This window comes from Brevundimonas sp. KH_060 (assembly GCF_057838275.1).
The window spans coordinates 1222460-1249100 of record NZ_CM174463.1; the positions used below are offsets into that span (position 1 = coordinate 1222460).

The following is a 26641-nucleotide window of genomic DNA, read 5'->3' on the forward strand; positions in this document are numbered from 1 at the left end:
AGGCGCGCCAGAGGGCGCTGCTTTAGGTTAGAGTAGAACGCCGGTCGATGGGGGCTGGCGGTCAGGAGCCTGGAACGATGATCGACCTGGCGGTCGTAGACCTTTCGCGCCTTCAGTTCGCACTGACGGCGCTATACCACTTTCTATTCGTGCCCCTCACCTTGGGCCTCTCCTTCATGCTGGTCATCATGGAGAGCATCTATGTGATGACCCGTCGGCCGATCTGGCGGACGATCACCCGTTTCTGGGGCGCGATATTCGGCATCAACTTCGTGCTGGGCGTCGCTACCGGCCTGACGATGGAATTCCAGTTCGGCATGAACTGGAGCTACTATTCCCACTACGTCGGGGACATCTTCGGGGCGCCGCTGGCGATCGAGGGCCTGATGGCCTTCTTCATGGAGGCGACCTTCGTCGGCCTGATGTTCTTCGGCTGGGACAAGCTGAAGCCGCACGCCCACCTGTTCGTCACCTTCATGGTGGCCTTGGGCACCAACCTGTCGGCCCTGTGGATTCTGGCGGCCAACGGCTGGATGCAGAACCCGGTCGGCGCCGCCTTCAACCCCGACACCATGCGTATGGAAGTCACCGACTTCATGGCGGTGATCTTCAACCCGGTGGCTCAGGCCAAGTTCGTGCACACCGTGTCGGCCGGCTATGTCTGCGCCGCCGTGGTCGTGCTGGGCATCTCGGCCTTCTATCTGCTGAAGGGTAATCACGTCGGCTTCGCCAAGCGATCGATGACGGTCGCCGCGGCGTTCGGTCTGCTGTCGTCGCTGTCGGTGGTCGTTCTGGGCGATGAGTCGGGCTACGCCCTGACCGACAACCAGAAGATGAAGCTGGCCGCTCTGGAAGCCATGTGGCGCACCGAAGAGGCGCCGGCCGGTCTGACCCTGTTCGGCCTGCCCAGCCTTGAGGACCGTCACACCCACTTCGAGGTCAAGGTGCCCTACGTCCTGGGCCTGATCTCGACGCGCAGCATCGACAAGCCCGTCGAGGGCATCCTTGAGCTGGTCGCCGTCGCCGAGGACCGCATCGAGCGCGGCGTCGTCGCCTATGACGCTCTGGAGAAGGTCAAGGCCGATCCCACGGACATGGCCGCGCGCGGCCAGTTCGAGACGGTCCGCAACGATCTGGGCTACGGCCTGCTGCTGAAGCGTTACGTTGAAGATCCGCGCACGGCCACGCCGCAGCAGATCCAGCAGGCCGCATGGTCGACGGTGCCGAACGTGCCGCTGATGTTCTGGGTCTTCCGCTTCATGGCGGGCATCGGCTTCCTGATGATCGGCCTGTTCGGTACGGCCTTCATCCTGTGCACCCTGCGCAAGCATGAGACGAAGTGGTTCCTGCGTCTGGCCGTTCTGGCCATTCCGCTGCCGTGGATCGCCATTGAGTCCGGCTGGCTGCTGGCCGAAGTGGGGCGTCAGCCCTGGGCCGTGGAAGGCGTTCTGCCGACCTTCCTGGGCGTGTCCAGCCTGGGCGTGCCGCAACTGCTCACCACGATCATCTGCTTCACCCTGCTGTACGGCGTGCTCGCCGTGGTCGAGGTCGGGCTGATCCTGCGCACGGTCAAGAAGGGACCGTTCGCCGAACAGGAAGCCCGTGAAGCCGACGCCAGCGCGGAAGGCGAGCCCGCGGTCGCCTGACCCGGTCGTTGAAGGAAAAAGAGAGATGGAACTTCCCCTCGACTACACCACCCTCCGCCTGATCTGGTGGGGACTGCTGGGCGTGCTGTTGATCGGCTTCGCCCTGACCGACGGGTTCGACATGGGCGTCGGCGCCCTGCTGCCCTTCGTCGCCAAGACGGACGCAGAGCGCCGTATGGTCATCAACACCGTGAGCGCGACCTGGGAAGGCAACCAGGTCTGGTTCATCGTCGGCGGGGCGGCGATCTTCGCCGCCTGGCCGCAGGTTTACGCCGTCAGCTTCTCGGGCTTCTACCTGGCGATGTTCCTGGTGCTGTCCGCGATGATATTGCGGCCCGTGTCGTTCAAATATCGCTCCAAGCGGCCTGAAGCGCGCTGGCGCTCCATGTGGGACTGGGGCCTGTTCATCGGCAGCTTCGTCCCGACCCTGGTGTTCGGCGTGGCCGTCGGCAACGTCCTGATGGGCGCGCCCTTCCGCCTGGATAGCGATCTGCGCAGCTTCTATGAAGGCAGCCTGCTGGGCCTGTTCACCCCCTTCACTCTGATCTGCGGCCTGCTGTCGGTGTCCATGCTGGTTCTGCACGGCGCGGCCTGGCTGTCGGTCAAGGGCGAAGAAGGTCCGGTGCTGAAGCGCGCTCGCGCCATCGGCACCGTCGCCGGTGCGGCCAGTCTGGTGCTGTTCGCCATCGGCGGCGCCATGGTGGCGTTCGGCGATATGGGCTTCCGCATCACCGGCGTGGTCGACACGGCGGGCGCCTCCAACCCGCTGCGCACGGCCGTCGAGGCCGCGCCCGGCGCCTGGCTGGACAACTACGGGCGCTATCCGTGGATGATCATCGCTCCGGTCCTGGGCTTCGCCGGCGCCGCGATCGGTCTGCTGGGGATGTGGCGCAAGTCGGCGGCCCTGGCCTTCGGCGGTTCATCGGCTTCGGCGGTCGGGATCATCTCGACGGTCGGTCTGTCGATGTTCCCCTTCATCCTGCCCAGCTCGATCAACGCCCAGTCCAGCCTGACCGTGTGGAACGCGTCGTCCAGCCATACGACCCTGTTCATCATGCTGATCGTGGTGGCGGTCTTCCTGCCCTTCGTCCTGCTCTACACCTCCTGGGTCTATAAGGTGCTGTGGGGCCGTTCGACCGAGGCTGAGCTGAAGACCAACCCCGACCTCTACTGATCCCGCGAAAGGAGATCATCTCATGTGGTATTTCGCCTGGATCCTGGGCCTCGGCCTGGCGGTGGCCTTCGGCGTCCTGAACGGCCTGTGGCACGAGTTCCGCCTGTTCGACGAAGGGGACGAGGGTCACTCGGAATCCTGATCCCCGTCATCTGACGGACTGACTGAATGATCCCCTTCGGCGCAGGCCGGAGGGGATTTTTCTTGGATGAAATAGAAGAAATATCCGTAGCTTGCGCTGGATCAAGGCGGGGTGATGAGGGCGGGCGCAAGGTCATTCAGACATCGAAGCCGGGCCCTCTCCCGACCCGGCGAATGTCGGGGATTGAACCGATGAAAACCGCCGCCGCCCTTATCGCCTCCGTCAGCCTTCTGGCCGTCGCGGGCGCCGCTTCGGCCCAGAACGCCGCGCCTGAACCGGTGGGCAAGGGTTCGTTGATCGTCACCGCGCGCATGACGGGCGTTCTGCCTCAGGCGGATGACGCGATCGTCACCGCCGCCGGGGCGGACAGCGGCCTGAAGGTCGACGTGGGCGACGACTGGATGCCGACGCTGGGCTTCACCTATTTCGTCGCCGACCACTGGGCCGTCGAGGCCATCCTGGGCGCCACCCAGCACGAGGTGCGCGCCAAGGGCGGGGCGACCGATGTGGCCGTGCATGAGACCTGGGTTCTGCCGCCGGTGGTGACGCTGCAATACCGGCCGACGCCGAACGCGACGGTCAGCCCCTATGTCGGGGCGGGCGTCAGCTACATGGCCTTCTTCAGCGGCAAGGACAAAAACGGCTTTGAGGTCGATCTGGACAACGGCTTCGGCGTGGCGCTGCAGGCCGGCGCCGACTGGAACATTTCCGGCCCGTGGACGCTGAACCTGGACGCCAAGAAGGTGTGGTTCGACACGGACGCCAAGATCAACGGCGGCGCGCTGAAGAGCAGCGTCAGCCTGGATCCCTGGGTCGTGTCGGTGGGCGTCGGCCGCAAGTTCTGAAGCCGATGCGGGGAGGGGCGCGGAACGTCAGGCCGCGCCCCCTTATCCCTTTAGCCGGAATGGATCAGGCGGCGCCTTCGCCCAGGGCCTTCAGCGCGGCCGGATCGGGCAGGGCGACGTCATTGCCCGGCAGAAGCTGGATCAGGCCGGACGTCTTGAACTGGGTGAAGACCCGGCTGACCGTCTCGATCGTCAGGCCCAGATAGTCGGCGATGTCCAGCCGCGTCATCGGCAGGTGGACGTGGCCCACGGCGCCGCCCAACTGCACCTGACGCTCGGACAGGCGGGTTAGGAAGCTGGCCAGCCGCTCGCGCGCCGTCTTGCGGCCCAGAAGGACGATCTGTTCCTGCGCCGCCATCAGCTCGTCCCCAGCCAGGGCCACCAGGCGATGCTCCAGCGCGGGCAGGGCGTTCAGCAGTTGATCGAAGTCGCCGCGCCGGAAACGGCAGGCGTTCAGCGGCGTCAGGGCTTCGGCCGTGAAGCTGGACGGCCCGCGCCCGCCCAGGCCCAGGAAGTCGCCCTGGAACAGGAAGCCGGTGATCTGGCGTCGTCCGTCGGGCAGCAGGCGATACAGCTTCACCGCCCCGTCCACGACGTTGAAGACATAGGGGTTCGGATCGCCTTCGTGGAACAGGGCCTGGCCCGGCTGGGCGGCGACGTTCTCGCTGGCGCAGGCCATGCTCTGCAACTCATGGCCCTTGAGGTCCGCGCACACGCCCAGCGGACGGGCGCCGCAGGTGGAGCATGGATGGACGTCTTCCAGACGCACCTCTTCGATTTCGGCCTGGGCCGCAGCGGTGTTCACGAACGTCGTCTCCCGAATAGCGCGGCAGTCTAGGCGATAAGGGGCTGATTCCGAATAGGTCAGCCTGTCCTAGCCGTCAGTTCGGCGGCGCAGTCCGGCGCGGCGGCTTCCTCGGCGTAGCGCAGCCGGGCGCCCAACTGGCAGGCCAGGGCGGTCAGTTCGACGGCCAGGCTCTGCCGCACCAGGGGGCGCACGCCCATTTCACGCACCACGAAGGGACCGGCCCACAGGGTCTCGCGGTACTCCAGATCGGGCTGGCGCCACCAGCTGACGAAGCCCAGCACCCCGCCGCGCTGGTTGCGCGCGCTGAGGATGCCCCGGCTTTCCGGGGCGGCGCGCCATGCGGTCAGGAAGGCGTCCCACTGGGCCGGCTCCAGATTGGGCCGCCACAGCCGCGCCAGGGCGAAGGCGGCGGGCGCCTCGGCTTCGCTGAGGGGGGCCACCTCCAGGCGAGGCGCATCGGACGCGAAGCGGGACTCTGTCATGGCGGCATTGGAACCGAAGCGGGGTCTAGCCGCCTTGATCTGCGTCAAGGCCGCGCCGAAGCTGCCCAGCCAATCTGCCTCGTCATCTTCTGGAGAATCGCCATGAGCTCGACCTCGCGCATCACCCCGATCCACGGCGGCGCGGTGGCCGCCATCCTCAAACTGCTGGACAGCCAGAAGCTGATGACTCTGGCCGTGAACCGGGCTGACGGTCGGCCGCAGGCGGCGACGCTGGGCTATCTGAACGACGGGCTGAACCTCTACTTCGTCACCGCCCGCGACAGCGAAAAGCTGAAGAACCTGACCGCCGACCCGCGCGTCGGCGTGGCCGTGCGCGGCGTGGGCGAGGAAGGGGAGGCGGTCGGCGTCTCTATCGACGGCCGCGCCGAGGAGGTCACGGACGGCGACGAGGTGAAGCGGCTGAACGACCTGATCATCGCTCGCTCGCCCGACATCAGCCCCTGGGCGCCCGGCGGCGACGCCGTGGCGGTGGTCAAGGTGATTCCCGAAGAGATCGAGGCGGTGGCGGTGGTTGACGGCCGCAGCCGGGCCCAGACCTTCTCGATCGGCGATTCAGACGCCCTGGTGAAAGGGCTGAGCTATGAGCCCAGCGCCGTGGCGCGTCTGTTCTGAGGAAATTCCGCGACTTCGCGCGTTTGCGGCGCAGATGGCCCTTGAAATGACCGTGGCGCTCGGGCATACGCCCCCCTCTGGCGAGGGTCGCGCCGCTGGGTTGATATCCACGGCGCGCTGATCTTTGTCCGGGACACTAGGAGTGTAGCTCAGCTGGTAGAGCATCGGTCTCCAAAACCGAGGGCCGGGGGTTCGAGTCCCTCCACTCCTGCCATTCCCCCTGTTGCGATCGCCTGGGACTTCCCATGTGGAGCAGCAGGATCCAGAGGTTGAAGAGACGTCAAATGGCCAAGGCGAAGACCCCGGGCGGCCGCCGCTCCACGGGGACCAAGACCGCAGCAGCCGCGCAAGGCGCAGCGACCGTGGCCGTCGACGCGCCCGCGCCGAAGAAAAAGACGTCCATCCCGCAGTTCATCAGCGAAGTCCGCGCTGAGGCCCGCAAGATCGTGTGGCCCAGCCGCAAGGAGACCTGGATCACCTCGGTGATGGTCTTCATCATGGTGCTGATCGCGGCCGCCTTCTTCTGGATCGTCGACACGGGTCTCGGCTTCGCGTCCCGCTTCATCCTCGGCCTTGGCCAATAAAGGAGACGCGCACATGACTGATGCAGCGCCCAAGCTGGCGGCCAATCCCCGCCACAAGTGGTACATCGTCCACGCCTATTCGAACTTCGAGAAGAAGGTCGCCGAGCAACTGCGCGACCAGGCCAAGCAACAGGGCCTGGAAGACGCCTTCTCTGAAATCCTGGTTCCGACCGAGGATGTCATCGAGATCCGCCGCGGCAAGAAGGTCAACGCCGAACGCAAATTCTTCCCCGGTTATGTGCTGGTGAAGATGGAGATGACCGACGAGGCCTATCACCTGGTCAAGAACACGCCGAAGGTCACGGGCTTCCTGGGCGCCGCGGGCGGCACCAAGCCCCTGCCGGTTTCGGAACGTGAAGTTCAGAACATCATCGGCCAGGTGGAAGAGGGCGTCGAGCGTCCGAAGCCCACCATCCGCTTCGACATCGGCGAGAACGTCAAGGTCATCGACGGCCCGTTCGCCAGCTTCGACGGCCAGGTCGAAAGCGTCGACGAAGAGAACGCCCGTCTGCGCGTGGCTGTCTCCATCTTCGGCCGCCCGACCCCGGTCGAGCTGGAATACAATCAGGTGGAGAAGGTCAGCGCCTGATCGGCTGCTGACGCCACGCAGAGATCGGGACCGTCTTCGGGCGGTCCCGTTTGCGTTTTCAGGGTCTGCCTGCTAAACGCGCGCCTTCGCTGGACGGCCTTCGAGTCGCTCGGCGTCAAATCCGTGGAAGGCAGCCATGCCGCACCACGGCTCACCGGCCGGGCGCATCGTCGCCGGGTCATTCATAGGAGAGACCAATGGCCAAGAAGATTCTCGGCTATATCAAGCTGCAAGTGCCGGCCGGTTCGGCCACGCCTTCGCCCCCGATCGGCCCGGCTCTGGGTCAACGCGGCGTGAACATCATGGGCTTCTGCAAGGAGTTCAACGCGCGGACCGAGAAGGAAGCCAAGGGCACCCCGCTTCCGACCGTCATCACCGTCTATCAGGACAAGTCGTTCACCTTCATCACCAAGACGCCGCCGGCGACCTGGTATCTGAAGCAAGCCGCTGGCATCAAGTCGGGCGCCAAGCTCGTCGGCCGCGAGTTCGCCGGCAAGATCACGCAGACGCAACTGCGCGAAATCGCCGAGAAGAAGATGAAAGACCTGAACGCGAACGACCTGGACGCCGCGTCGCGCATCATCGAGGGCTCGGCCCGCGCCATCGGCATTCAAGTGGTGGAGGGCTAAGACATGGCTAAGCTGACCAAAGCCCATAAGGCCCGCACGGGCGTCACCGAAGACCTGCTGGTCTTCTCGGACGCCATCAAGCTGGTGAAAGACAACGCCAAGGCCAAGTTCGACGAGTCGATCGAAATCGCCATCAACCTGGGCGTCGACCCGCGTCACGCCGACCAACAGGTCCGCGGCGTGGTGAACCTGCCCTCGGGCACCGGCCGTGACGTCCGCGTCGCCGTCTTCGCCAAGGACGCCAAGGCTGATGAAGCCAAGGCGGCAGGCGCCGAGCACGTCGGCGCTGAAGACCTGTACGAGAAGATCGCTGGCGGCTTCATGGACTTCGACCGCGTGATCGCGTCGCCGGACATGATGGCCCTGGTCGGTCGTCTGGGTAAGGTGCTGGGCCCGCGCGGCCTGATGCCGAACCCGAAGGTCGGCACCGTGACCCCGAACGTCGCTCAGGCCGTCAAGGACGCTAAGGGCGGCGCCGTTGAGTTCCGCGTCGAGAAGGCGGGCATCGTCCACGCCGGCATCGGCAAAGCCTCCTTCACCCAGGACGCCCTGGAAGCCAACGTCAAGGCCATCGTGGACGCCCTCGTCCGCGCCAAGCCGTCGGGCGCCAAGGGCACCTATGTGAAGCGCATCGCCCTGTCCTCGACGATGGGCCCGGGCTTCAAGATCGACCCGGCTTCGCTGGGCGCCTGATCCGGCTTCACGGCTAAGAATGACGACGGCCCCGGAAGAGCGATCTTCCGGGGCCGTTTTCTTTGTTGATTACGCCTGCCGCGCTTTGCGCTGCTTGAGGCGTGGATTCGCGGCTTCGGTCAGTCGGCCTTGTCGCCGCTGAACATGGTGTTGCCGTTGGCGGTGGCGGCTGGAACCGACTGTATGACGTCGAAATGCTCGACGATCTTGCCGTTCTCGACGCGGAAGATGTCGACGATGGCGCGGCCGGGGTCGTCGGGCGTCTCCTGCGAATGAACATGCAGGGCGACCAGGTCGCCATCCACGATGACACGATGGATCGTGGCGCGCGACTGGGGATTGTCGCGGAAGAAGCCTTCGAAATAGCCGTAGAAGGCGGCGGCGCCGTTCGGAACGGCCGGATTGTGCTGGATGTAGCGGTCGCCGATGTAAAGCCGCGCCGCCTCGGTCGGGCGATGCTGATTGAAGGCCAGATCGTAGAAGGCGACAACGATCCGGGCGTTCTCGGCCTCGGTCGGGGTGCGCGCAGCGGATGTCTGCGTTGGAGCGGGAGCCGCTTCACCGGCGCTAACTGGAGCGGCTGCGGCGCTGAAGGCTAGGGCGGCCAGGGCGGCCATCGTGAACGGTTTCATCTGTGCGCCTTTCTCAGTAGCCGACGGTGAAGCGGGCGCGGGGGTGCTTCGGCGTCTCGATCTCGTCAGCCATGGCGATGGCGTAGTCGGGGAAGGAGATGCGGCTGTTCCCCTGGTCGTCCGTCAGCAGGGCGTCGCCGCCCAGGCGGAAGACGCCGGTGCGCTCCGACCCGTCGAACAGGGCCGAGGGCGACAGGAAGGTCCAGTTCAACTCAGGCTCGGTGCGAAGGGCGTCCAGAAATCGTCCGCCAGCCAGGGCTTCGGCCTTATAGGCTTCGGGGAAGGCGGGCGTGTCGACAAGGCGTTGACCCGGCGCGATCTCCAGGCTGCCGGCCCCGCCGACGACCAGGTAACGCGGAACGCCTGCCTCCTTGATCGCCTGGATCAGCAGGCTCGGATCGCTGTCCACGAACATGATGGCGCTGACCACGGCGTCGGCGCCGGCCAGGGCTGGGGCGAGGGAGGCGGGCTGGTTCACGTCGCCTGCGACAGGGGTCACGCCGGAAGCGGCGGGCACGCGATCCGGCTGGCGTGCCACGCCCGTCACCTGATGCCCGCGCCGAGCCAGTTCCTTGACGATCTCTGATCCGACGCGGCCGCTGGCGCCCAGGACGGTGATGTTCATGGGAATGTTCCTTGTAGTTACCAATGGAAACCAGGTGTGCTAAAGGGAGTGACTATGCAAGAAGGCACTTTTCTCTCACCAGGTTCCCCGGCGGTGACCGCTTCCAGCGACGTCGAGCGTGGAAACGTCTACGCCGCCGACTGCCCGACCCGTCTGTTGCTGGATCGGATCGCCGACAAGTGGACGGTGCTTCTGCTGACCACCCTCGCGGACGGGCCGATGCGTTTCAATGCGCTCAAGCGCCGGATCGAGGGCGTGTCGCAGAAGATGTTGAGCCAGACCCTACGCCAGATCGAGCGCGACGGCCTGGTCACACGCACGGTCGAGGCCGCTGTGCCGGTGTCCGTCACCTATGCGATCACGCCCCTCGGGCTGGGACTGGTTCGATCGTTGCGGCCGATGATCGACTGGGCCGAGACGCGCATGGGCGAGGTGGCGGCGGCGCAATCAGCTTATGATCAGTTGCGAGAGGGCGCCTGATCGATAGTGAACTCGCGTTGCGCCTTCATCATCTCGGTGATCAGCCGTTTCTCGCCATCGTCGAGGTAGGGGTTCCAGACATCGAAGATCAGGATGACGCGCATGGCGTCGGCATCGTTCCACGCCTCGTGCTCAATGGTGTCGTCAAAGACCCAGGCGCGGCCCATCTCCCATTCGCGCACCGTATTGCCCACGCGGAAACGCGCCGTTCCCGGCAGGATCAGCGGCAGGTGTGTCAGCAGGCGCACGTTCGATGAGCCTGTATGCGCTGGAATATGCGTCTTAGGCTGAAGCGCCGAGAACATGGCGGTAGGGGCGAAGCCTTCCTGATCGGCCATGGGCAGGCTTTCCAGCAAGGCGGCGGTCTTGGGCGCGCGGGCGCAGACTTCGTCCTGGCGGCGGCCATCCTTCCATAGGAAGAGGGAGCTCCATTTGCGCGAGTGGTTCAACTCCTCCCACTGATTGACCGGCGCGCCCTTGGGATAGGCGATGTAGGGCGAGAACTCGTCGAAAGCGGTCTCAAGCAGGGTCGCCAGTTCGGCCTGAATGACAGGGGTCGCCTCTTCCAGCCGCGCCAGCCATGGGAACAAGGTGCGGTCATAGAAGGGAATGATGGGAAGGCGCGGGTAGTTGAGCAGGAGGGGCTGCTGCTTGGGCGGTTGTTTCAGGCCGGCGTAGATCTCCAGGCCTTCCTCAAAGCGGTCTCGGTTGGCTTCACCCAGTTCGGCCTTTAGCGGTGCAATGCGGTCCTTCATGAAATCGGCCAGGGCCTGAGCGTGCCGGTCGATCAGGCTGCTGGCGTAGTCCATCTGGCTGACGACGCCGGGCGGGCAGGAGGCGCGCGGCGGGGCGATTTTCAGGGCGTTGCGATAGACTTCGACCGCCGCCTTGGTCTGATTGATCTTCTCCAGCATGGCGCCCTTGGCCAGCAGCGCCATGAAGTCGTAGGGCCGCATGTCGAGCGCGTCGTCCAGGACGCGAAGGGAGGCGTGGTAGTCGCCCAGAAGGCGCAGGGCGACGGCGCGGTTCAAGGTGGCGTTGTGCGTCTTGCCGAATTGATCCGCCTGATCCAGCAGCCGCAAGGCGGAGCGAGGGTCGCGACGAGCGAGGGCCTGGCCGGCTTCGACGAGCAGGCGCTCCTGCTCCGCAGGGTAGGTCATGACAATTTAGGCCGTTATTCGAACACAAAGATGACATTTTCTTCATGCGCCTCGGCTGGAACGGCGTCAATGGCCGGGGGAGAAATCCGAGAATCCGTATGCGGATGACTTGACGAAGAGGCTGGAAGCCGGGACTTGGGGCGCCGGCTCGGTCCTCGGTATGCGCGAGGCGGCCTTGCGGAGACGACCCATGCTCAACTGGTTCCAGGCGCTGTTGCCGAAGGAAGACAACTTTTTCCGGTTGTTCGACGCCCATGCGCTGACGCTGGTTCATGGCGCAGGCGCCCTGCGTCAGATGATGAACGGCGGACCCGCAACCGGCGAGTGGTGCGCCAAGGTGGTCGCCCACGAGGAAGAGGCCGACGAGATCGCGCGCGAGGTGCTGTTCGCCGTGCGCCGCAGCTTCATCACTCCGTTCGACCGTTCGGACATTCGCGGCCTGACCAACTCGCTGGATGACACCATCGACCAGATGCAGAAGGCGGCCAAGATCGTCACCCTGTATGAGATGCGCGACTTTTCGCCCAAGATGCAGGAACTGGCCGACATCGCCGTCGAATGCGCGGCCCTGACGCAGGAGGCCTTCACCCTGCTGCCGGCCATGCGCAAGAACCATGAGCGGCTGGCGATCCTGACGGAGCAGATCACCAATCTGGAAGCTCGCAGCGACGACCTCTATGACGCGGGCATGAAGGCGCTTTATGAGGCGCACCGGCACGACATGACGGGCGGCAACACCCTGGGCTTCATCATCGGCAGTCAGCTTCTGGATCATCTGGAGAAGGTGGTCGACCGGTTCGAGGACGTGGCCAACCGCATCAACGGCGTTCTGGTCGAGCACCTGTAAACCTCATGGATCACGCCCTCCTGATCCTGATCTTCCTGATCGGCGTCGCCCTGCTGTTCGATTTTCTGAACGGCCTGCACGACGCGGCCAACTCGATCGCCACCATCGTCGCCACCCGCGTCCTGCCGCCGATCTATGCGGTGGGGTGGGCGGCCTTCTTCAACTTTATCGCCTTTCTGTTCTTCGGCCTGCATGTCGCCGACACCATCGGGCGCGGCATCATTTCGCCGGACGTGATCTCGGATCAGGTGATTTTCGGCGCCCTGATGGGGGCCATCAGCTGGAACGTCATCACCTGGCTGGGCGGGATTCCGTCGTCCAGCTCGCACGCCCTGATCGGCGGCCTGCTGGGGGCGGGCATCGCCAAGGCGGGGACCAGCGCTGTGGTCATCGCCGGGGTGCTGAAGACGGTGGGCGCCATCTTCATGTCGCCCGCCATCGGCTTCCTGCTGGCCCTACTGTTGGTGCTGATCGTGTCCTGGCTGTTCGCCAAGGCCAATCCCAACTTCGCCGATCGGGTCTTCCGCGGTTTGCAGTTCGTATCGGCCTCGGCCTATTCCCTGGGCCACGGGGGCAACGACGCCCAGAAGACGATGGGGATCATCGCCATCCTGCTCTATTCACGCGGCATGCTGGGCGGCGAGTTCCATGTGCCGTTCTGGGTGGTCATCACCTGTCAGGCGGCCATCGCCCTGGGCACCCTGTTCGGCGGCTGGAAGATCGTTCACACTATGGGGTCGCGGATTACGCGCCTTTCGCCCCAGCAGGGCTTCTGCGCTGAGACGGGCGGGGCCATCACCCTGTTCGCGGCGACCAGCATGGGCATTCCGGTGTCGACTACCCACACCATCACCGGCGCCATCGTCGGCGTGGGCGCGGCCAAGCGCGTCTCGGCCGTGCGCTGGAGCGTGGCGCGCAGCATCGTCACCGCCTGGTTCATCACCATGCCGGCGGCCGCCGCCATCGGCGCCCTGTTCTACGCCCTCGGCGGGCTGTTCCTGACCTGATGTCGAGCAAGCCCCGCACCCTTTCGTCCGAGACGCGCCAGGTCGCGGCCCTGCCGTGGCGACACGGCGCGGACGGCGTGGAGATCATGATGATCACCTCGCGCGAGACGCGGCGCTGGGTCATCCCCAAGGGCAACCGCATGGCGGGCAAGACCGACGCCGAGGCCGCCGTGGTCGAGGCCTATGAGGAGGCGGGCGTTCAAGGCGACGTCATGGGCGCGCCCATCGGCTGGTTCCGCTATGGCAAGCGGCTGAAGTCGGGGCGGGTCCAGGCCACCATCGCCAGCGTCTATCCGCTGGAGGTCTTCATCCAACTGGGCGCCTGGCCCGAGGACGCCCAGCGCGAACGCCGCTGGATGTCGACCGAAGACGCCGCCGCCGCAGTGGACGAGGTCGAACTGGCCGAACTGATCCGCGATTTCAAGCCGGGCCGGGGAGCGGAGTAGGGCGCAGGCTTCCATTGGCGAACATTGTTCGTTATGCGTGAACGCCGCTATGGAGAATCCGATGTCGTCCGTTCTGTCCGCCGCCTGTTTTGCCCTTGTCGTGACAGGGGTGACCATCTCGGCGCCCGCCCAGGCGCATACGTCGCTCGAGGGACAGGCCAAGGCGTCGGTGCAGGTTTCGGACAACCGCGCGGCCCTGACCCGTCGCTATCTGGAATTGACCACGGGCGGCATCGACAAGATCGTGCAAAAACTGATCGATGACGAGATCACGGCCATGGCCGATAACCTGCCGGCCGAACAGCTTGCCTGGTTCCGCGCCAATACCGTCACTATCATGCAGCCCCATATGGATGGACTGATCCGCAGCTTGAGCGATGACATCCAGACGCGTTTCACCGAGGCCGAATTGGAGGCTTTGATCGGCTTCTACGACACCCCCCAGGGACGCGCGATCGCCGCCAAGCAACTGGAGATGGGCGGCGCCATGGGTCAAGCCATGGAGAGCTTCCAGATGTCCTATCTGCAGGATCTGATGACCAAGTTCTGCGGCGCCTTCGACTGCGGGGCCATGGAGCAGGAAGCGACGGGCGCCGCCAAACCAGCCAAGCGTTGATTTTCCCGCCGGGCCGTGTATAGAGCCCGCATCTCGTCAGGGCCTTGGTTCTGACGATGCCTGTCCGAGAACTTCGGGATGCGGGGGTCGCCCGCGTCATAATCGTCCAGAGAGCCCTCTGGCGCCGTGGGGAGATGGGGATGCAAAGACCTTTTGCCTGCCGGTATCCGGCGGGCGGGCCACGCTTCCTTCGGACAATACGACCGGCTTGAACGCTGTGCAGCAATGCATGGCGCAATGGCCAATCCGTCGCTGGGAATAAGCTCGGCGGCGAATACCAAAACTGGAGACCACAATGGACCGCGCACAAAAAGCCGAGTCGATCGAATCGCTGAAGAGCGTGTTCGCCGACGCGGGCGCCGTGGTCGTGACCCACAACCTGGGTCTGACCGTTGTGGAGATGGAAGACCTGCGTGGTCGCCTTCGTAAAGAAGGCGGCGCGTTCAAGGTGGTGAAGAACCGTCTGGCGCTCAAGGCGCTGGGCGTCGAGGAAGGCAGCGAGTACCACAGCCTGTTCAAGGGCCCCGTGGGCATTGCTTACGCCGCTGATCCCGTCACCGCCGCCAAGGTCACGGCCGAATTCGCCAAGGGTAACGACAAGTTCGCTATCATGGGTGGTTTCATGGGCGACAAGGTTCTGGACGCCAAGGGCGTCGAGGCCCTGTCCAAGCTGCCGTCGCTGGACCAACTGCGCGGCAAGCTCATCGGCCTGCTGCAAGCCCCGGCGACCAAGGTTGCTGGCGTCCTGCAGGCGCCGGCCGGCCAACTGGCGCGCGTCTTCAACGCGTACGCGACCAAAGACGCCGCCTAAGCCCCGTCATCTCTGCATATCTCTCTGAACCTCATCCTACCGAAGGAAGACTAAAATGGCTGATCTCGCCAAAATCGTTGAAGAACTGTCGGCCCTGACCGTCCTGGAAGCCGCTGAACTGTCGAAGCTGCTGGAAGACAAGTGGGGCGTCTCGGCTGCTGCTCCGGTCGCCGTCGCTGCTGTCGCCGGTGGCGCTGCTCCGGCTGAAGCCGCTGAAGAGCAAACCGAGTTCACCGTTGTCCTGGTTGACGGCGGCGACAAGAAGATCAACGTCATCAAGGAAGTCCGTGGCGTCCGCACCGACCTGGGTCTGAAGGAAGCCAAGGACCTGGTCGAAGGCGCTCCGCAGCCGGTCGTCGAGAACGTCTCGAAGCAAGTCGCTGAAGAGCTGAAGAAGAAGCTGGAAGAAGCCGGCGCCAAGGTCGAAATCAAGTAAGATTTCGGATCTGGCCTCTGGTTCGCCGATCCGGCTGGACCAGAGACAGCTTTCAAAGCGAAGCGGGTCGGAGGGAAACCTCCGGCCCGTTTTCTTTTGGGCGGAGGTCATTCCATCCCTGAAACGGTCGTGCGTGACGCGGGCGAGTTGGCGCGCTAATCTGCCCCGAAAGGCCATCAGAGCCGTGAGGAGCGTCCCCATGTCCGACTTCGAGCACGTTTTCGAGCAGCCGCCGGAAGGCGCCGCCGCCGACTGGACCATCCCTCAGAACTGGTCGGCCTATACCGAGGTCGAGCACCAGACCTGGAACACCCTGTACGAGCGGCAGATGAAGATCCTGCCGGGCCGGGCGTGCGAAGCCTTCATGCGCGGCCTGGACGCGCTGGACCTGAATGCGGGCGGCATCCCCGACTTCGAGGTCATCAATCCCAAGCTTCAGGCCCTGACCGGCTGGACCGTGGTCTGCGTGCCGGGGCTGGTGCCGGACGAGGTCTTCTTCGACCAGCTGGCCAACCGACGCTTCGTCTCGGGCCAGTTCATCCGCAAGCCGGACCAGCTGGATTACCTGCAGGAGCCGGACATCTTCCACGACGTGTTCGGCCACGTCCCGATGCTGACCGACCCTGACTTCGCCGCCTATATGGAAGCCTACGGCAAGGGCGGGCAGCGGGCGGCGTCGCTGGGGATGCTGCCGAACCTGGCGCGCCTGTATTGGTACACGGTCGAGTTCGGCCTGATGCAGGAGGCAGGCGGCCTTCGCATCTATGGCGCGGGCATCGTCTCTTCGGCCACCGAGAGCGTCTTCAGCCTGGAAGACCCTTCGCCGAACCGTCTGGGCTTCGACCTGGAGCGGGTGATGAAGACCCTGTACCGCATCGACGACTTCCAGCAGGTCTATTTCGTCATCGACAGCATCGAGGCGCTGAAGACGGTGACGTTGCAGGACTTCGGCCCTGTCTATGAGCGGCTGAAGGGCGCTGAGGGGCTGCCGATCGAGGCCGTCCTGCCGACGGATGACGTCTTCACGCGCGGCACCCAGGCCTACGCCGCAAAGGGCGGGCGGTTCGCGGCATAGGCGGCGCGCCTTCTCCCTCCTCATGAAGGGGAGGGAGAAAAACAGAGTCCAATTCGTCTGAATCGTCTGAATCTCTCCTCTGCGGTTCCGCGGGGGAGGGATGATGACATGCGTCTGGGCGCGGGTGTGAAAGCGCGGGTCCGCGTGCGCCGACGCCGGGAATTTCCAGCGTTTGGAAGGTGAGGACGCGCTGGCACACCCTTGTTTTCCCTCACCCTCGGGACAAGCCCGAAGGTGACGAGGTGTAGGGGCGGGAATCTAGACCCTGAACCGCTCCCACGGGCCGGTGACGGCCAGAGTCATGCCGGGGGAGTACAGGTTCACGAACATGGTCCGGCCGTTCGGGGCCCAGCAGACGCCCGCGAACTCGGTGTTCGACTCATCGGCGTCGTGGCGCATGGCGTTGCGGGCGATGGCGTAGACGCGGCCGTCGGGGGTGACGCCCTTCACATGCTGGGTGCCGACCTGCTTGTCCTCGCAGCCGATGACGTGGCCGTTCGGGGCGATGGCGATGTTGTCGACATAGTCCAGCACGGCGCGGTCGCCCGCCTCGACGAACAGCTCCAGCATGCCCGGCTGGCTCGCCTCGTCCGACTGGCCCTCGCGCGGGCTGGGGACGTAGCGCATGATCTGGCCGTGGCGGCCGACGCCGCCCGAGGTGCAGGTGAAATAGAGGTGATCGCCCGCCCAGTGGACGCCTTCGCCGCGCGCGAAGACAGCCGCGCCCGAGGCGTGACCGCGCTGGGCCAGGTCGCCGTCAGGGCTTTCGACGTGATCAAGGTCGACCCAGCGCACGGCCAGGCGCTGGCCCTGACGCCAGAGGACGTTGTTCCAGTTGCGGGTGTCGCCGCGCGCCTGATCGACCAGGGCCAGGGCCTGAAGGCGGCCGCCGGCGTGCAGGCGGCGCGGGTCAGTCGGCAGGTAGCGGTAGAAGAGGCTCTCGCCCGTGTCCTCGGTCATGTAGACGACGCCGGTGCGCGGATCGATGCAGGCGGCTTCGTGCTTGAAGCGGCCCATGGCGCGGATCGGCGTGGGATCGACCAGGCCGGTGGCGAGCGAGGGCACCTCGAACACCCAGCCGTGGTCCTGGGGCAGGCCGTCCTTCGTCCCGGCGACGATCTCCTCGCAGCTGAGCCACGAGCCCCAGGGGGTGACGCCCCCGGCGCAGTTGACCGCCGTGCCGCCCAGGCTGAGGTGCTGGCGCTCGGTGCGGCCGGTCTTGAGGTTGTAGACGACGGTGGTCGTTCCGCCGCCCAGCGGGGCCAGTGCGCCGTCCGTATCGGGATAGACGCCGTAAACGCGGGCGCGGTCCAGGTCGCCGACCAGACGGTGGTTGGCGCCCCAGGCGCTGGCGTTGAACTCCAGCGGATTGACCTCGTGGTTGCGGACCAGGATCACCCGGTCCTCGTCCAGCCCGAAACAGCCCATGCCGTCGAACTTGTCGGGGGTCAGCAGGTCGTCGGCCATCGTCTCGCCGGCCTGGGACGCCACGCGGTAGGAGAAGCCCTCGGGCAGGTCCAGCAGGCCGTAGGGGTCGGCCTTCATCGGGCCGTAGCCGAACACCTCGTTGCGCGAAGGGCCGTCGACGAAGCCGCCCGGTTCGGCGGCCACGGCGTGGGCGCGTTTGGCGTAGCCCGACAGGGCGAGGGCGGCGGCGGAGGCCATGAAGGCGCGGCGTGAAGCGATCATGCCCCGTGCTTACGAGCGGCGCATTACGGTCCGATGACGGCGGCTTGACCACAGCGTGACGAGTGCTGCGGCCGATGGTCCTGCCTAGCGGCGGCTCAGCCGCGGCCAGGCGGTCCAGGTTCCGACGGCGTAGGCGACGCCATAGGCGAGGACGATCAGCGAGCTCCACCAGATGAAGGGGGTGATCCCCGCCGGGCCCTGGGGGTTCAGGATCACGGCCGGGACCAGCACCAGGCCGCGCGCCAGGTAGATGAGGCTGATGAGGATCAGCCCTGTTCTCAGCAGCGGAAGCCGGGGAAGGAGGCCTGCGCCGGAGAAGGCGTAGGCGGCCCAGACCGCCAGAATCATCGCTATCCCCGTCGTGACGAGCGGCGGATACCAATGCCCCGCCTCGGCCATCCGCGCCATCTGTTCGCCCGCGCCGAAGAAGCGGTAGCCGTCCGGCCCGATGACGATCACTGCGAGGTGCAGGACGGCGGCCAGAAGGCTCAAGACGCCGCCCGTGATCAGCCAGGGATTGCGGGCGCGCGACATGCCGGACCTCCGGGTCAGACCCTCTGGAACGGATAGAAGCCGCCGCCCAGATTCAGGATCTGCGTCAGCGCGTCGAGCGCGCCGCGCGTCTCATCCAGCAGGGCGGGGTCGGCCAGGTCTCGCGCGGTCAGGCTGTCGCGATACCAGCGGCGGCCCCAGTCGGACAGGCGGGCGTGCAGGGCGTCGGTCAGGCGCATGGCCGGGTTGGTCGCCGCCAGCTCGGCCTCGGTCAGGACGACCCTGAGACGGAGACAGGCCGGACCGCCGCCGTTGCGCATCGACTGGCGCACGTCGACGTATTCGACATGGCCGATCGGGCCGTTGGAGGCGGCGAGGCTTTGCGCGACCGCATGACTGCGCGGGTTGTCGCGCGTCTCGGTCGGGCAGATCAGGGTCAGGCGGTCCTGCCCCGGAACCCGGATCAGCATGGAGTTGAACAGGTAGGAGCTGATGGCGTCGGCCAGCGGCAGGTCGGCGGCCGAGACCTCGACGAACTGCGGCTCGAAGCCGTCGGCGGCGGCGCGGATGGCGGCCTTGGTCCCGTCCGTGTCCTCGAACGCCAGCTCGTGGAAGAAGAGAGTGTCCAGGGCGCCGACGCAGACCACGTCGTTGTGGAAGGTGCCGCCCGCGATGGCCGCCTTGCCCTGACGCACCAGGACGGCGCCGGTCGCTTCGTGGCGGCGCATGATCGCCTCGGACGCCTCGCGCGTCTGGCGGGCGGGGTAGGGGCCGTCCCAGTGCTCCCAGGCCTCTCGGCCCCAGACCATCAGATTGACGCCTGCCTCGCCGTGGTCGCGGCACAGGCGGACGTGGTTGGCCGCGCCTTCGTCCGCCAGGTGGGCGACCGAGGGCAGGGCGTCGTGAACGGCGAACCGGCTGGTGTCGGGGAAGAGGGCGTCCAGCGCGCGCCTGGTCTGATCATGCTCCAGACTGCGGTGCAGGTTGGTGATCAGGTTGGCGGGGGTGAAGTGAACGCGACCGTCGGCGGCGTCGGCGCTGGGCGTCACCGTCGCGGCGTTGGCGGCCCACATGGGCGAGGCCGAACAGGCGGCGGCGGCGAACGACGGCGCGTCCTTCCATGCGCGCTCCAGCACCTGGGCGTCGGAGCCCGAGAAGCCGAGGCCGCGCAGGAAGGGGATGTTCGGCCGCTCGTGCGGGGGCAGGACGAACTGGGGCAGGCCCAGGTCGGCCAGGGTCTTCATCTTGTCGAGGCCTTGTAAGACCGCCGCGCGCGGGTTCGACGCCTCGCCCTTATTCAGGCTGGACGCCAGATTGCCCGGCGACAGCCCGGCGTAGGAGTGCGTCGGCCCGATCAGACCGTCGGCGTTGGCTTCGATGGCGTGGGTCATGGCGTTACAGGAATGATCATTGCAGGTTCATAGCCGAGGATGGCGCTGTAAATGATGAGTTTTAACTTTGATGCCAAAAGAAATACTGCGACAGTGATCGGTGTTGTGATAAGTATTTCGTAAAAATTCCAACGAATCATTATTAGTGATATAATAGAGAATCCGATCGAGTATATAGTGAATGTAATCGGCCAGTAATTTATCTGGGTCCAGAGGTCATCAAATTTCAACAATACTGAAATCGTCGCCATAATGGCGCCGCTGCAGGTGGTGATGATCGGCCAGCGCACATTTTCGCGCAGCCGTTCTTTAAGGCTGGGAGGACCGATACGGCGATCTGAACGCCACCCACGGATCATCCCCGAAGGCCCTTGATCTCGCTTTCGATGTTCTTGACCGCGCCGGCCTCGAAGCTGGCGACCGGATAGGCGCAGTAGTCGGCGGCGTAATAGGCGCTGGGGCGGTGGTTGCCGCTGGCGCCCAGGCCGCCGAAGGGCATGTCGCCCGCCGCGCCCGTGGTCGGGCGGTTGAAGTTCACCACGCCCGCGCGGATGCGGTTGATGAAGCGATCCCAGTTCTTCGCATCGTCGCTGACCAGACCGGCGGACAGGCCGTATTTGGTGGCGTTGGCGGCGGCGATGGCGGCGTCGAAGCTCGGGACGCGCAGCACCTGCAGGAAGGGGGCGAACATTTCCTCATCCTCGACCGCGACGCCGGTGACGTCGATGATCGCGGGCTTCACGAAGGCGCCCGGCAGGTTGTCGACCGGACCGGAGGCGCGGATCACGCGCGCGCCCGCGTCGATGCGTTGTTGCAGGGCGGCGAGGGCGGCGCTGGCGGCCTTCTCCGAGATCAGCGGCCCGGCGTAGGGCTCAGGATCGCTGTCCCACGGGGCGAAGTTCAGGCGGTCGGACATGGCGGCGACGGCCTCGACGATGGCGTCGCCCTGGGCGCCTTCCGGCACGATCAGGCGGCGCGCGCAGGAGCAACGCTGGCCAGTGGTGACGAAGGCGGACTGGACCACGATGCCTGCAACAGCCTCGGCGTCGGCGGCGTCCCAGACGACCAGCGGGTTGTTGCCGCCCAGCTCCAACGCCAGGATGACGTGGGGATCGTCGGCGAACTTGCGACGGAAGTGCGCGCCCGCCGCGCCCGAGCCGGTGAACATCAGGGCGTCGATGGGCTGGTCCAGCAGGGCTGCGCCGGTGTCGCGTCCGCCTTGCACCATGTTGAACACGCCCTTGGGCAGGTCGGCGGCGTCCAGGCATTCGGCCATCAGCTGGCCGGTCAGGGGCGTTTCCTCGGACGGTTTGAACACGACCGTGTCGCCCGCCAGCAGGGCCGGGACGATGTGGCCGTTAGGCAGGTGGCCGGGGAAGTTGAACGGACCGAGCACCGCCGAGACGCCGTGCGGGCGGTGACGCAGGGTGGCGCGGCCGAAGGCGGTTTCGGTGGTGCGCTCGCCGGTGCGCTCGTCATAGGCGCGGATCGAGATGTCGACCTTGCCGGCCATCGAGGCCAGTTCGGTCTTGGTCTCCCACAGGGCCTTGCCGGTTTCGCGGCTGATGGCCTCGGCCATTTCGGGGGCGCGCTCTTTCAGGATGGCCTGATAGCGTTTCACAGCGTCGATGCGATCACCTCGCGGGCGGTCGGCCCAGTCGGGGAAGGCTTTGCTGGCGGCTTCGACGGCGGCGCCGACCTGCTCGACGGAGGCGGCTTCGCCTTCCCAGACGGTTTCGCCGGTGGCGGGGTTGGTGGAGGTGAAACGGGTCATGGCGGGTACTCGGTTCAGGATTTCACGCGGACGACAGCGCCGTCCTTGATCTTCAGGGCGGCGGCGACGTCGGGGGTCATGCGGACGGTGTCGCCGTCCACCAGGACACGGGCGCGGACGGCGCGGAAGGCGGCGACGCTGTCAGTCGAGACGAGGCTGGGCAGTTCGACCTCGACCTCCTTCTCGATGCGGGCGGTCAGGACGCGGGCGTCGCGGACGGTGCGGATGTTGTCGCGGCCGCAGGCCACGGTCGGACCGGCGTCGAAGATGTCGACCAGGCCGTTGGGGCGGAAGCCCTCGGATTCCAGCAGGGCCATGGCCGGCACGCCCTGCGGGTGGACCTTGCCGATCACGGCGCGGGCCGGCTCGGGCAGCAGGTCGATGTAGATGGGGTGGCGCGGCGCCAGGTCGAGGATGAACTGCTTGTCGGTGGAGCCGCTCATGCGGTCGGCGTCGTCGAAGTCCATCGGGAAGAACTTGTGCGCCACATGGTCCCAGAAAGGGCAGTAGCCGTCGGGGGTGAAGACGCCGCGCAGTTCGGCCAGAACGTTGTCGGCGAACAGGTCCGGCTGGGCCCCGATCAGCATGTAACGCGACTGGCTGAGCAGGCGCCCGGCGCCGCCCTTGCGACGGTCGGCCTTGAGGAACAGGGAGCCCACCTCGGTCCAGCCGGTGCACTCGTTCACCAGCACCAGGGTCTGATGGTTCAGCTTGATGCCCAGCGAGGGCGACTGGACCGTGTTGTTGACCACGCGGAACGAGAAGAAGGGGCGCTTCAGTCCTACGGTCGCCTTGACCGAGCCGACGCCGTCGATGTCGCCCGTGTCGCCGTCTTCCAGCATCAGGGTGTACCAGGCTTCCTGCGGCGGGATGCGGCCTTCGAAGCTCGCCTGGCTCAGTTCCAGGCGCTCGCTGAGGACATCGGCGTCTTCCGGCAGGCTGGTGAAGCCGGGGCCGGACAGGATGGCCAGTTCGAGCAGGTGATGAAGGTCGGCGGGGCCGGCGGGGCGAACAACGAGCATGCGGTTACATCGTCTCCAGTCGGAGCTGTTTCAGTTTGAGGGCGTCGATCTCGCCCGAGGCGATCTTGCACAGGATCAGGGCCGACAACTGCGCCCGTTCGACGAAGCTGGCGGGCCAGGCGAATTCCTGATCCGAATGGATCTCGCCGCCGACGACGCCCAGGGTGTCGACGTTGGGCAGGCCCGCGGCGTGCAGGTTGTTGCCCTCGCAGACGCCGCCGGAGGGCTTCCAGGCGATGGTCTGGCCCAGCAGGTCGCCGGCGTCGCGCACAGCGTGGAACAGGGCGGTCTGCGATGCGTCCATCGGCTTGGGCGCGCGGGTCATGCCGCCGTGCAGGTCCAGCGTCAGGCCGGGGAAGGGCGGCTCGGCGGCGAGGGCGCGCACCGTCTCGTCGATCCAGGCGGCGCTCTGGGCGTCCGGCACGCGAACGTTGAAGCGGACCACGGCGTTGTCGGCCACGACGTTCAGGGGGCCGCCGCCGGCGATCTTGGCGACATTGACGGTGACGCCCTCGCGTTGGCCGTTCAGGCCATGCAGGCGGGCGGCGATGATGGCGGCGCCCGCGACGGCGTTGGCGCCCTCGTGGAAGGCGCGGCCCGCGTGGGCGGCCTTGCCGGTGACGATCAGGTGGAAGTTGCCGCTGCCCTTGCGCTCGCCCGCCAGCGTGCCGTCGGACAGGGCGGGTTCATAGGTCAGGCCGACGTGGCCGCACGCGCCCAGCTCCGCCAGCAGGGGGGCCGAGGCGGGCGAGCCGATCTCTTCGTCGGGGGACAGAAGGACGGTCCAACCGACATTCTGGCGGAGAGGATGGGATTCGAAGGCCTCAAGCGCGGCCAGCATGACGCTGATCCCGCCCTTCATGTCGGCGACGCCTGGCCCGTTCAGGGCGCCGTCGTCGCGCGTGACGACGGTCTGGAAGGCGCTGTCGGCGGGGAAGACGGTGTCGTAATGGCCGGTCAGCACGACCTGAAGCGGGGCTTCGGGGCGGGCGGTGATCTTCAGGCAGTCGGCGTAGCTCTCGGCGATCACCGCGCCGCTGTCGGCGACGGTGGTGGAGCCTTGGGTCGGCACGCGCTCGACCGTCACCTGGGTGAAGGCGTCGCGCGCCGTGGCGTCCAGAACGTCGAGAACCCGCGCCAGCCCTTCGGCGTGGCGGCTGCCTGAGTTGATGTTGGACCAGTCGATGGCGCGCTGGACAATGGCGTCGCCTTGGGCCGCGACGTGGTCGAGCACGGCCTGATCTTGAGGTTCGATCCGCATGGCGGCGACCCTAGACGGGGCGAGGAAAAAGGTGAAGGCGGGGCGATATCTCTCTCACGCACTTGGGATTTCGGCCTCGGGCGGGATAGTTTCGCCGCCTCAGTCAGGGAGTCGCGCATGAACCGTCGGATCGCACCGCCTCAACCGTTCGCTCCGGTCGATTCGGCCGAGACGGCGATGGCGCTGGCGCGGGGCAGCGCCTGGGCGTTCTGGATCTGGGCGGCGGTGGGCCTGATGCAGGCGGGGCTGGTCTGGTTCCTGAGCGCGCCCGAACAGGCGCAGTTCCGCGGGGCGACGACGGGGTTCGCCGTGGTCTTTTCGGGCGTGGCCGTCGTGCTGGGCCTGGTGCAGTGGCGCCGTCCGAACCGCATCCTGCCGGTCTTCGGCCTGGCCTGGGCGCTTTATGAGCTGAGCGCGATGTCGGTCAGCCTGATGGTCGGAGCGTCGCCGGCCGCGCCGGGTCTGCCGGGCTGGAGCGTCGGCGTGGCGGGGGCCGGCATGGTGCTGTGCCTGCTGCTGCACATCGGCGGCCTGCGCGGGGCGGCGGGCATGGCGCGGTTCGCGCCGGCGACCAGGGCCTGAGCGCACGACAAAAAGGGGGGTGAAGTGAGCCAGAACATGAAACTGTGGCTGCGTGCGGCCAATCCTTTCACGCCGCCGCGCGGCATGGCCGAGGCGCAGAGGTCGGCGCGTGTCGGCGCGGCCGCCCTGGTCGTCGGCGCCGTTCAAGGTTTGGCCGGTCTGCCGACGGTGTCTAAAAAAATGGGGCAGTCCGCCGCATTGATGATGGAGGGCGGCGCCGTTCCGGCCAGCGATCAGGCGATGTTCGAGGGCGTCATGACCGCCATGGCGCCGGTCATGGTCGGGGGCGTCGTTGTCATGTCGGCGGTCTATCTGGTGCTGGCCGTGGTGCAATGGCGCAAGATGACCTGGGTGATCCCGGCCCTCATGCTGGCGTTGCTGGCCTACAGCCTGGTCAGCGTGGTCAACGGTTTCGCCCTGCTGGGCGAAAATGCGGGCCAGTTGTATGGGCCTCTCGCCATCGTGCAGTGGATCATCATGCTGGCGACAGGTTTTCTGTATGCGGCCGCCGTGCGCGGCGGCCTGATGTTGAGCCGGCTGAAACGGAGCTTCTGATCATGACCGTCACTCTTTACCACAACCCGAAATGCTCGACCTCGCGCAAGGCGCTGGAGCTGCTGCGCGAACGCGGGATCGAGCCGACGGTGGTCGAGTATCTGAAGACCGGCTGGGACGCCGAGACGCTGCACCGTTTGGCGCGCGGGACGGGTGGCGGGCTGAAGGGCCTGTTGCGGAAGAAGGAGGCGAAGGCCGCCGAACTTCTGGCCGCCGACGCGGACGACGCGACGGTCCTGGCCGCCATGATCGAGAGCCCGGTCCTGGTCGAACGCCCCATCGTCGAGACGCCCAAGGGCGCGGCGATCGGGCGGCCGGTCGAGGCGGTGCTGGGGGTTTTATAGGAGATGAGGATGGTCTGGGTTAGTTTGTTTTATGCCGTTTTGACACTCGGTGTATCGGCGTCTGAGCAGGCCAAGAGTGACGTAACCTCTGTGCAGCGTTGTGACCTGTCTACTGCTGATGAGTGGCTTGTGTCGCCGACGGACAGAGGCTGGAGGGCGGCCGAAGCTCTTGATCCTCGCCTAGTGACGATGGTGTCGCTTGATGCCGCTACCGAAGCCGCTCAGCTTTTGGTGAAGGCGGATGCCATTCCTATCTCTGTCGATCAAGTGTTGCGCTTCGGCGGCGCCGAGCCTGGCGACATGCCTGCGAATACGAGGCCCTATCTAGTCCGCGCGGTGTTTCCGTCACCCAACGCTCGTGTGACCGTTGAGCGTCTCGGCGATGATCTGAATGTATTTGCGGGCGGTTTGGGCTGTTTTCCCTACAAGAAGCGACCAGTGATTGTGTATCTCGACCGCGCTCCTGATCGAGTCTTCGTATCAGCCGCCGCGGCATTGTAGGGTGACGATGGATTTGACCCTCTTGCGTCTCGATGCCAGACCCCGGCTGTTCGTCACGCTTGGAGTTCGCCCATGACCCGCACCCTGTATGGCATCAAGGCCTGCGACACGATGAAGAAGGCGCGCGTCTGGCTGGATCAGAACGGCGTGGCCTATGACTTCCATGACTACAAGGCCGCAGGGGCGAACCGCGCCGATGTGGAGCGCTGGGTCGCCGAGCATGGCTGGGAGAAGGTGCTGAACCGCGGGGGCACCACCTTCCGCAAGCTGTCGGACGCCGACAAGGCCGGCATCGACGCCGCCAAGGCGGTGGATCTGATGCTGGCCCAGCCGTCGATGATCAAGCGGCCGGTGCTGGATCTGGGCGACGGGCGGACGCTGCTGGGCTTCAAGCCGGACATCTACGCCGAGGCCCTGAAGGGCTGAGGCTCAGTCCTCGACGGCCGTGGTCGGGCGGTCGTGGCCGTCGGCGCGCTCAGTGACCCACTGGCCCGCGGCGTCCTCATATTCGATCCAGGAGGTGCGGTCCGGCACGCGCTGCTCGCGCGCCGCGGCCGTGGCCGCCGCCAGCGCGGCCGCGTGGCTGGCGAAGGTCTCTGAATAGCTGTCGCCGAGCTTGTAGGCCCAGCCGCCGTCGTGCTGGACGATGCGATAGGTGATGTTCATGCGG

The 26641-nt window shown here is 66.1% G+C and carries 35 protein-coding genes and 1 tRNA gene; 23 read left to right on the forward strand and 13 right to left on the reverse strand.

The genetic code is table 11. The features are described from left to right. Positions 1-80 precede the first annotated feature (80 nt). From AC3IPP_RS05925 to AC3IPP_RS05940, 4 genes are all read left to right on the forward strand, one after another. Positions 81-1646, forward strand: coding sequence for a cytochrome ubiquinol oxidase subunit I (locus tag AC3IPP_RS05925; RefSeq protein WP_489151047.1), 1566 nt, complete (start codon positions 81-83; stop codon positions 1644-1646). 25 nt (positions 1647-1671) lie between these two features. Further along, positions 1672-2820 (forward strand): cytochrome d ubiquinol oxidase subunit II, encoded by a 1149-nt coding sequence (cydB, locus tag AC3IPP_RS05930; protein ID WP_489150704.1) that lies wholly within the window; start codon positions 1672-1674, stop codon positions 2818-2820. A gap of 22 nt (positions 2821-2842) precedes the next feature. Next, the gene (gene cydX, locus AC3IPP_RS05935; RefSeq protein WP_087139265.1) at positions 2843-2962 is read left to right on the forward strand and encodes a cytochrome bd-I oxidase subunit CydX; all 120 of its coding nucleotides are present in this window, start codon (positions 2843-2845) and stop codon (positions 2960-2962) included. 191 nt (positions 2963-3153) lie between these two features. After that, entirely contained in the window at positions 3154-3807 is a 654-nt protein-coding gene (locus AC3IPP_RS05940) for an OmpW/AlkL family protein (RefSeq protein ID WP_346533080.1), read from the forward strand. Positions 3808-3871: 64 nt separating this feature from the next. On the opposite strand, the gene AC3IPP_RS05945 is transcribed toward AC3IPP_RS05940, so the two are convergent. Together AC3IPP_RS05945 and AC3IPP_RS05950 are read right to left on the reverse strand one after the other, a co-directional pair. Beyond that, entirely contained in the window at positions 3872-4612 is a 741-nt protein-coding gene (locus AC3IPP_RS05945; RefSeq protein WP_489150705.1) for a helix-turn-helix domain-containing protein, read from the reverse strand. Between the two features lie 59 nt (positions 4613-4671). Next, positions 4672-5097, reverse strand: coding sequence for a hypothetical protein (locus tag AC3IPP_RS05950; protein ID WP_452111687.1), 426 nt, complete (start codon positions 5095-5097; stop codon positions 4672-4674). A 102-nt stretch (positions 5098-5199) separates the two neighbouring features. On the opposite strand from AC3IPP_RS05950, the gene AC3IPP_RS05955 reads away from it, so the two are divergent. The 6 genes from AC3IPP_RS05955 (at position 5200) to rplA (ending at position 8225) form a co-directional block, all read left to right on the forward strand. Then, positions 5200-5730, forward strand: coding sequence for a pyridoxamine 5'-phosphate oxidase family protein (locus tag AC3IPP_RS05955; RefSeq protein ID WP_087139262.1), 531 nt, complete (start codon positions 5200-5202; stop codon positions 5728-5730). Positions 5731-5868: 138 nt separating this feature from the next. Next, positions 5869-5944, forward strand: a tRNA-Trp gene (locus AC3IPP_RS05960). Positions 5945-6014: 70 nt separating this feature from the next. Next, entirely contained in the window at positions 6015-6314 is a 300-nt protein-coding gene (gene secE, locus AC3IPP_RS05965; protein WP_313574552.1) for a preprotein translocase subunit SecE, read from the forward strand. 13 nt (positions 6315-6327) lie between these two features. Then, positions 6328-6903: a transcription termination/antitermination protein NusG gene (nusG, locus tag AC3IPP_RS05970; protein WP_489150706.1), complete on the forward strand. Its 576-nt coding sequence runs from the start codon at positions 6328-6330 to the stop codon at positions 6901-6903. A gap of 197 nt (positions 6904-7100) precedes the next feature. Continuing rightward, positions 7101-7532, forward strand: coding sequence for a 50S ribosomal protein L11 (gene rplK / locus AC3IPP_RS05975; protein WP_003165488.1), 432 nt, complete (start codon positions 7101-7103; stop codon positions 7530-7532). A gap of 3 nt (positions 7533-7535) precedes the next feature. Beyond that, positions 7536-8225: a 50S ribosomal protein L1 gene (gene rplA / locus AC3IPP_RS05980; protein WP_087139260.1), complete on the forward strand. Its 690-nt coding sequence runs from the start codon at positions 7536-7538 to the stop codon at positions 8223-8225. 119 nt (positions 8226-8344) lie between these two features. Here rplA and AC3IPP_RS05985 read toward each other — a convergent pair whose 3' ends face one another. Further along, complete coding sequence (locus AC3IPP_RS05985; RefSeq protein WP_489150707.1) at positions 8345-8857, reverse strand: nuclear transport factor 2 family protein; 513 nt, start codon at positions 8855-8857, stop codon at positions 8345-8347. Between the two features lie 13 nt (positions 8858-8870). Further along, positions 8871-9482, reverse strand: a complete 612-nt coding sequence (locus AC3IPP_RS05990; protein WP_087139259.1) for an NAD(P)-dependent oxidoreductase — start codon at positions 9480-9482, stop codon at positions 8871-8873. Positions 9483-9575: 93 nt separating this feature from the next. Here AC3IPP_RS05990 and AC3IPP_RS05995 point away from each other — a divergent pair, with 93 nt between their 5' ends. Then, positions 9576-9962: a winged helix-turn-helix transcriptional regulator gene (locus tag AC3IPP_RS05995; RefSeq protein ID WP_489150708.1), complete on the forward strand. Its 387-nt coding sequence runs from the start codon at positions 9576-9578 to the stop codon at positions 9960-9962. Here AC3IPP_RS05995 and AC3IPP_RS06000 read toward each other — a convergent pair. Continuing rightward, positions 9941-11122: an aspartyl/asparaginyl beta-hydroxylase domain-containing protein gene (locus AC3IPP_RS06000; protein ID WP_489150709.1), complete on the reverse strand. Its 1182-nt coding sequence runs from the start codon at positions 11120-11122 to the stop codon at positions 9941-9943. The two genes, AC3IPP_RS05995 and AC3IPP_RS06000, sit on opposite strands and share 22 nt — an antisense overlap. 190 nt (positions 11123-11312) lie before the next feature. Between AC3IPP_RS06000 and AC3IPP_RS06005 the strand changes: the two genes are divergently transcribed. The 7 genes from AC3IPP_RS06005 to phhA all read left to right on the forward strand — a co-directional run bounded on the left by AC3IPP_RS06005 (position 11313) and on the right by phhA (position 16360). Further along, positions 11313-11969 carry a DUF47 domain-containing protein gene (locus AC3IPP_RS06005; RefSeq protein WP_256968061.1) on the forward strand — a complete coding sequence of 219 codons (657 nt, stop codon included), beginning with the start codon at positions 11313-11315 and terminating at the stop codon, positions 11967-11969. 5 nt (positions 11970-11974) lie between these two features. Continuing rightward, positions 11975-12976, forward strand: a complete 1002-nt coding sequence (locus tag AC3IPP_RS06010) for an inorganic phosphate transporter (protein WP_489150710.1) — start codon at positions 11975-11977, stop codon at positions 12974-12976. Further along, positions 12976-13422, forward strand: coding sequence for an NUDIX hydrolase (locus AC3IPP_RS06015; protein WP_489150711.1), 447 nt, complete (start codon positions 12976-12978; stop codon positions 13420-13422). The genes AC3IPP_RS06010 and AC3IPP_RS06015 overlap by 1 nt, the downstream gene beginning before the upstream one ends. A 61-nt stretch (positions 13423-13483) precedes the next feature. Then, complete coding sequence (locus AC3IPP_RS06020) at positions 13484-14038, forward strand: DUF2059 domain-containing protein (RefSeq protein ID WP_489150712.1); 555 nt, start codon at positions 13484-13486, stop codon at positions 14036-14038. A gap of 295 nt (positions 14039-14333) precedes the next feature. After that, a complete protein-coding gene (gene rplJ, locus AC3IPP_RS06025) occupies positions 14334-14849 on the forward strand; it encodes a 50S ribosomal protein L10 (protein WP_087139253.1) in 516 nt (171 codons plus the stop codon). A gap of 55 nt (positions 14850-14904) precedes the next feature. Then, on the forward strand, positions 14905-15285 hold the full coding sequence (rplL, locus tag AC3IPP_RS06030) for a 50S ribosomal protein L7/L12 (RefSeq protein WP_087139252.1): 381 nt from the start codon (positions 14905-14907) through the stop codon (positions 15283-15285). Positions 15286-15484: 199 nt separating this feature from the next. Then, complete coding sequence (gene phhA, locus AC3IPP_RS06035) at positions 15485-16360, forward strand: phenylalanine 4-monooxygenase (RefSeq protein ID WP_489150713.1); 876 nt, start codon at positions 15485-15487, stop codon at positions 16358-16360. 258 nt (positions 16361-16618) lie between these two features. Here phhA and AC3IPP_RS06040 read toward each other — a convergent pair whose 3' ends face one another. The 7 genes from AC3IPP_RS06040 to AC3IPP_RS06070 all read right to left on the reverse strand — a co-directional run bounded on the left by AC3IPP_RS06040 (position 16619) and on the right by AC3IPP_RS06070 (position 23989). Further along, the gene (locus AC3IPP_RS06040) at positions 16619-18049 is read right to left on the reverse strand and encodes an alkaline phosphatase PhoX (protein ID WP_489150714.1); all 1431 of its coding nucleotides are present in this window, start codon (positions 18047-18049) and stop codon (positions 16619-16621) included. Positions 18050-18133: 84 nt separating this feature from the next. Next, a complete protein-coding gene (locus AC3IPP_RS06045) occupies positions 18134-18583 on the reverse strand; it encodes a hypothetical protein (RefSeq protein WP_489150715.1) in 450 nt (149 codons plus the stop codon). Between the two features lie 14 nt (positions 18584-18597). Next, on the reverse strand, positions 18598-19932 hold the full coding sequence (gene astB, locus AC3IPP_RS06050) for an N-succinylarginine dihydrolase (protein ID WP_489150716.1): 1335 nt from the start codon (positions 19930-19932) through the stop codon (positions 18598-18600). Continuing rightward, a complete protein-coding gene (locus AC3IPP_RS06055; protein ID WP_489150717.1) occupies positions 19929-20291 on the reverse strand; it encodes a hypothetical protein in 363 nt (120 codons plus the stop codon). The genes astB and AC3IPP_RS06055 overlap by 4 nt, the downstream gene beginning before the upstream one ends. Further along, positions 20288-21706: a succinylglutamate-semialdehyde dehydrogenase gene (astD, locus tag AC3IPP_RS06060; protein WP_489150718.1), complete on the reverse strand. Its 1419-nt coding sequence runs from the start codon at positions 21704-21706 to the stop codon at positions 20288-20290. The genes AC3IPP_RS06055 and astD overlap by 4 nt, the downstream gene beginning before the upstream one ends. Before the next feature lie 14 nt (positions 21707-21720). Then, the gene (locus AC3IPP_RS06065) at positions 21721-22728 is read right to left on the reverse strand and encodes an arginine N-succinyltransferase (RefSeq protein WP_489150719.1); all 1008 of its coding nucleotides are present in this window, start codon (positions 22726-22728) and stop codon (positions 21721-21723) included. Positions 22729-22732: 4 nt separating this feature from the next. Beyond that, complete coding sequence (locus AC3IPP_RS06070; protein ID WP_489150720.1) at positions 22733-23989, reverse strand: hydrolase; 1257 nt, start codon at positions 23987-23989, stop codon at positions 22733-22735. 117 nt (positions 23990-24106) lie between these two features. Here AC3IPP_RS06070 and AC3IPP_RS06075 point away from each other — a divergent pair, with 117 nt between their 5' ends. The 5 genes from AC3IPP_RS06075 to AC3IPP_RS06095 all read left to right on the forward strand — a co-directional run bounded on the left by AC3IPP_RS06075 (position 24107) and on the right by AC3IPP_RS06095 (position 26397). Then, on the forward strand, positions 24107-24571 hold the full coding sequence (locus AC3IPP_RS06075; protein ID WP_489150721.1) for a hypothetical protein: 465 nt from the start codon (positions 24107-24109) through the stop codon (positions 24569-24571). 36 nt (positions 24572-24607) lie between these two features. Beyond that, complete coding sequence (locus AC3IPP_RS06080; RefSeq protein ID WP_489150722.1) at positions 24608-25126, forward strand: hypothetical protein; 519 nt, start codon at positions 24608-24610, stop codon at positions 25124-25126. Positions 25127-25128: 2 nt separating this feature from the next. Then, on the forward strand, positions 25129-25470 hold the full coding sequence (locus AC3IPP_RS06085; RefSeq protein ID WP_489150723.1) for an ArsC/Spx/MgsR family protein: 342 nt from the start codon (positions 25129-25131) through the stop codon (positions 25468-25470). Positions 25471-25479: 9 nt separating this feature from the next. Next, positions 25480-25971: a hypothetical protein gene (locus tag AC3IPP_RS06090; RefSeq protein ID WP_489150724.1), complete on the forward strand. Its 492-nt coding sequence runs from the start codon at positions 25480-25482 to the stop codon at positions 25969-25971. Positions 25972-26043: 72 nt separating this feature from the next. Then, positions 26044-26397 (forward strand): ArsC family reductase, encoded by a 354-nt coding sequence (locus AC3IPP_RS06095; RefSeq protein WP_489150725.1) that lies wholly within the window; start codon positions 26044-26046, stop codon positions 26395-26397. A gap of 3 nt (positions 26398-26400) precedes the next feature. Here AC3IPP_RS06095 and AC3IPP_RS06100 read toward each other — a convergent pair whose 3' ends face one another. Continuing rightward, the gene (locus AC3IPP_RS06100) at positions 26401-26637 is read right to left on the reverse strand and encodes a DUF2188 domain-containing protein (protein ID WP_489150726.1); all 237 of its coding nucleotides are present in this window, start codon (positions 26635-26637) and stop codon (positions 26401-26403) included. Positions 26638-26641 lie beyond the last annotated feature (4 nt).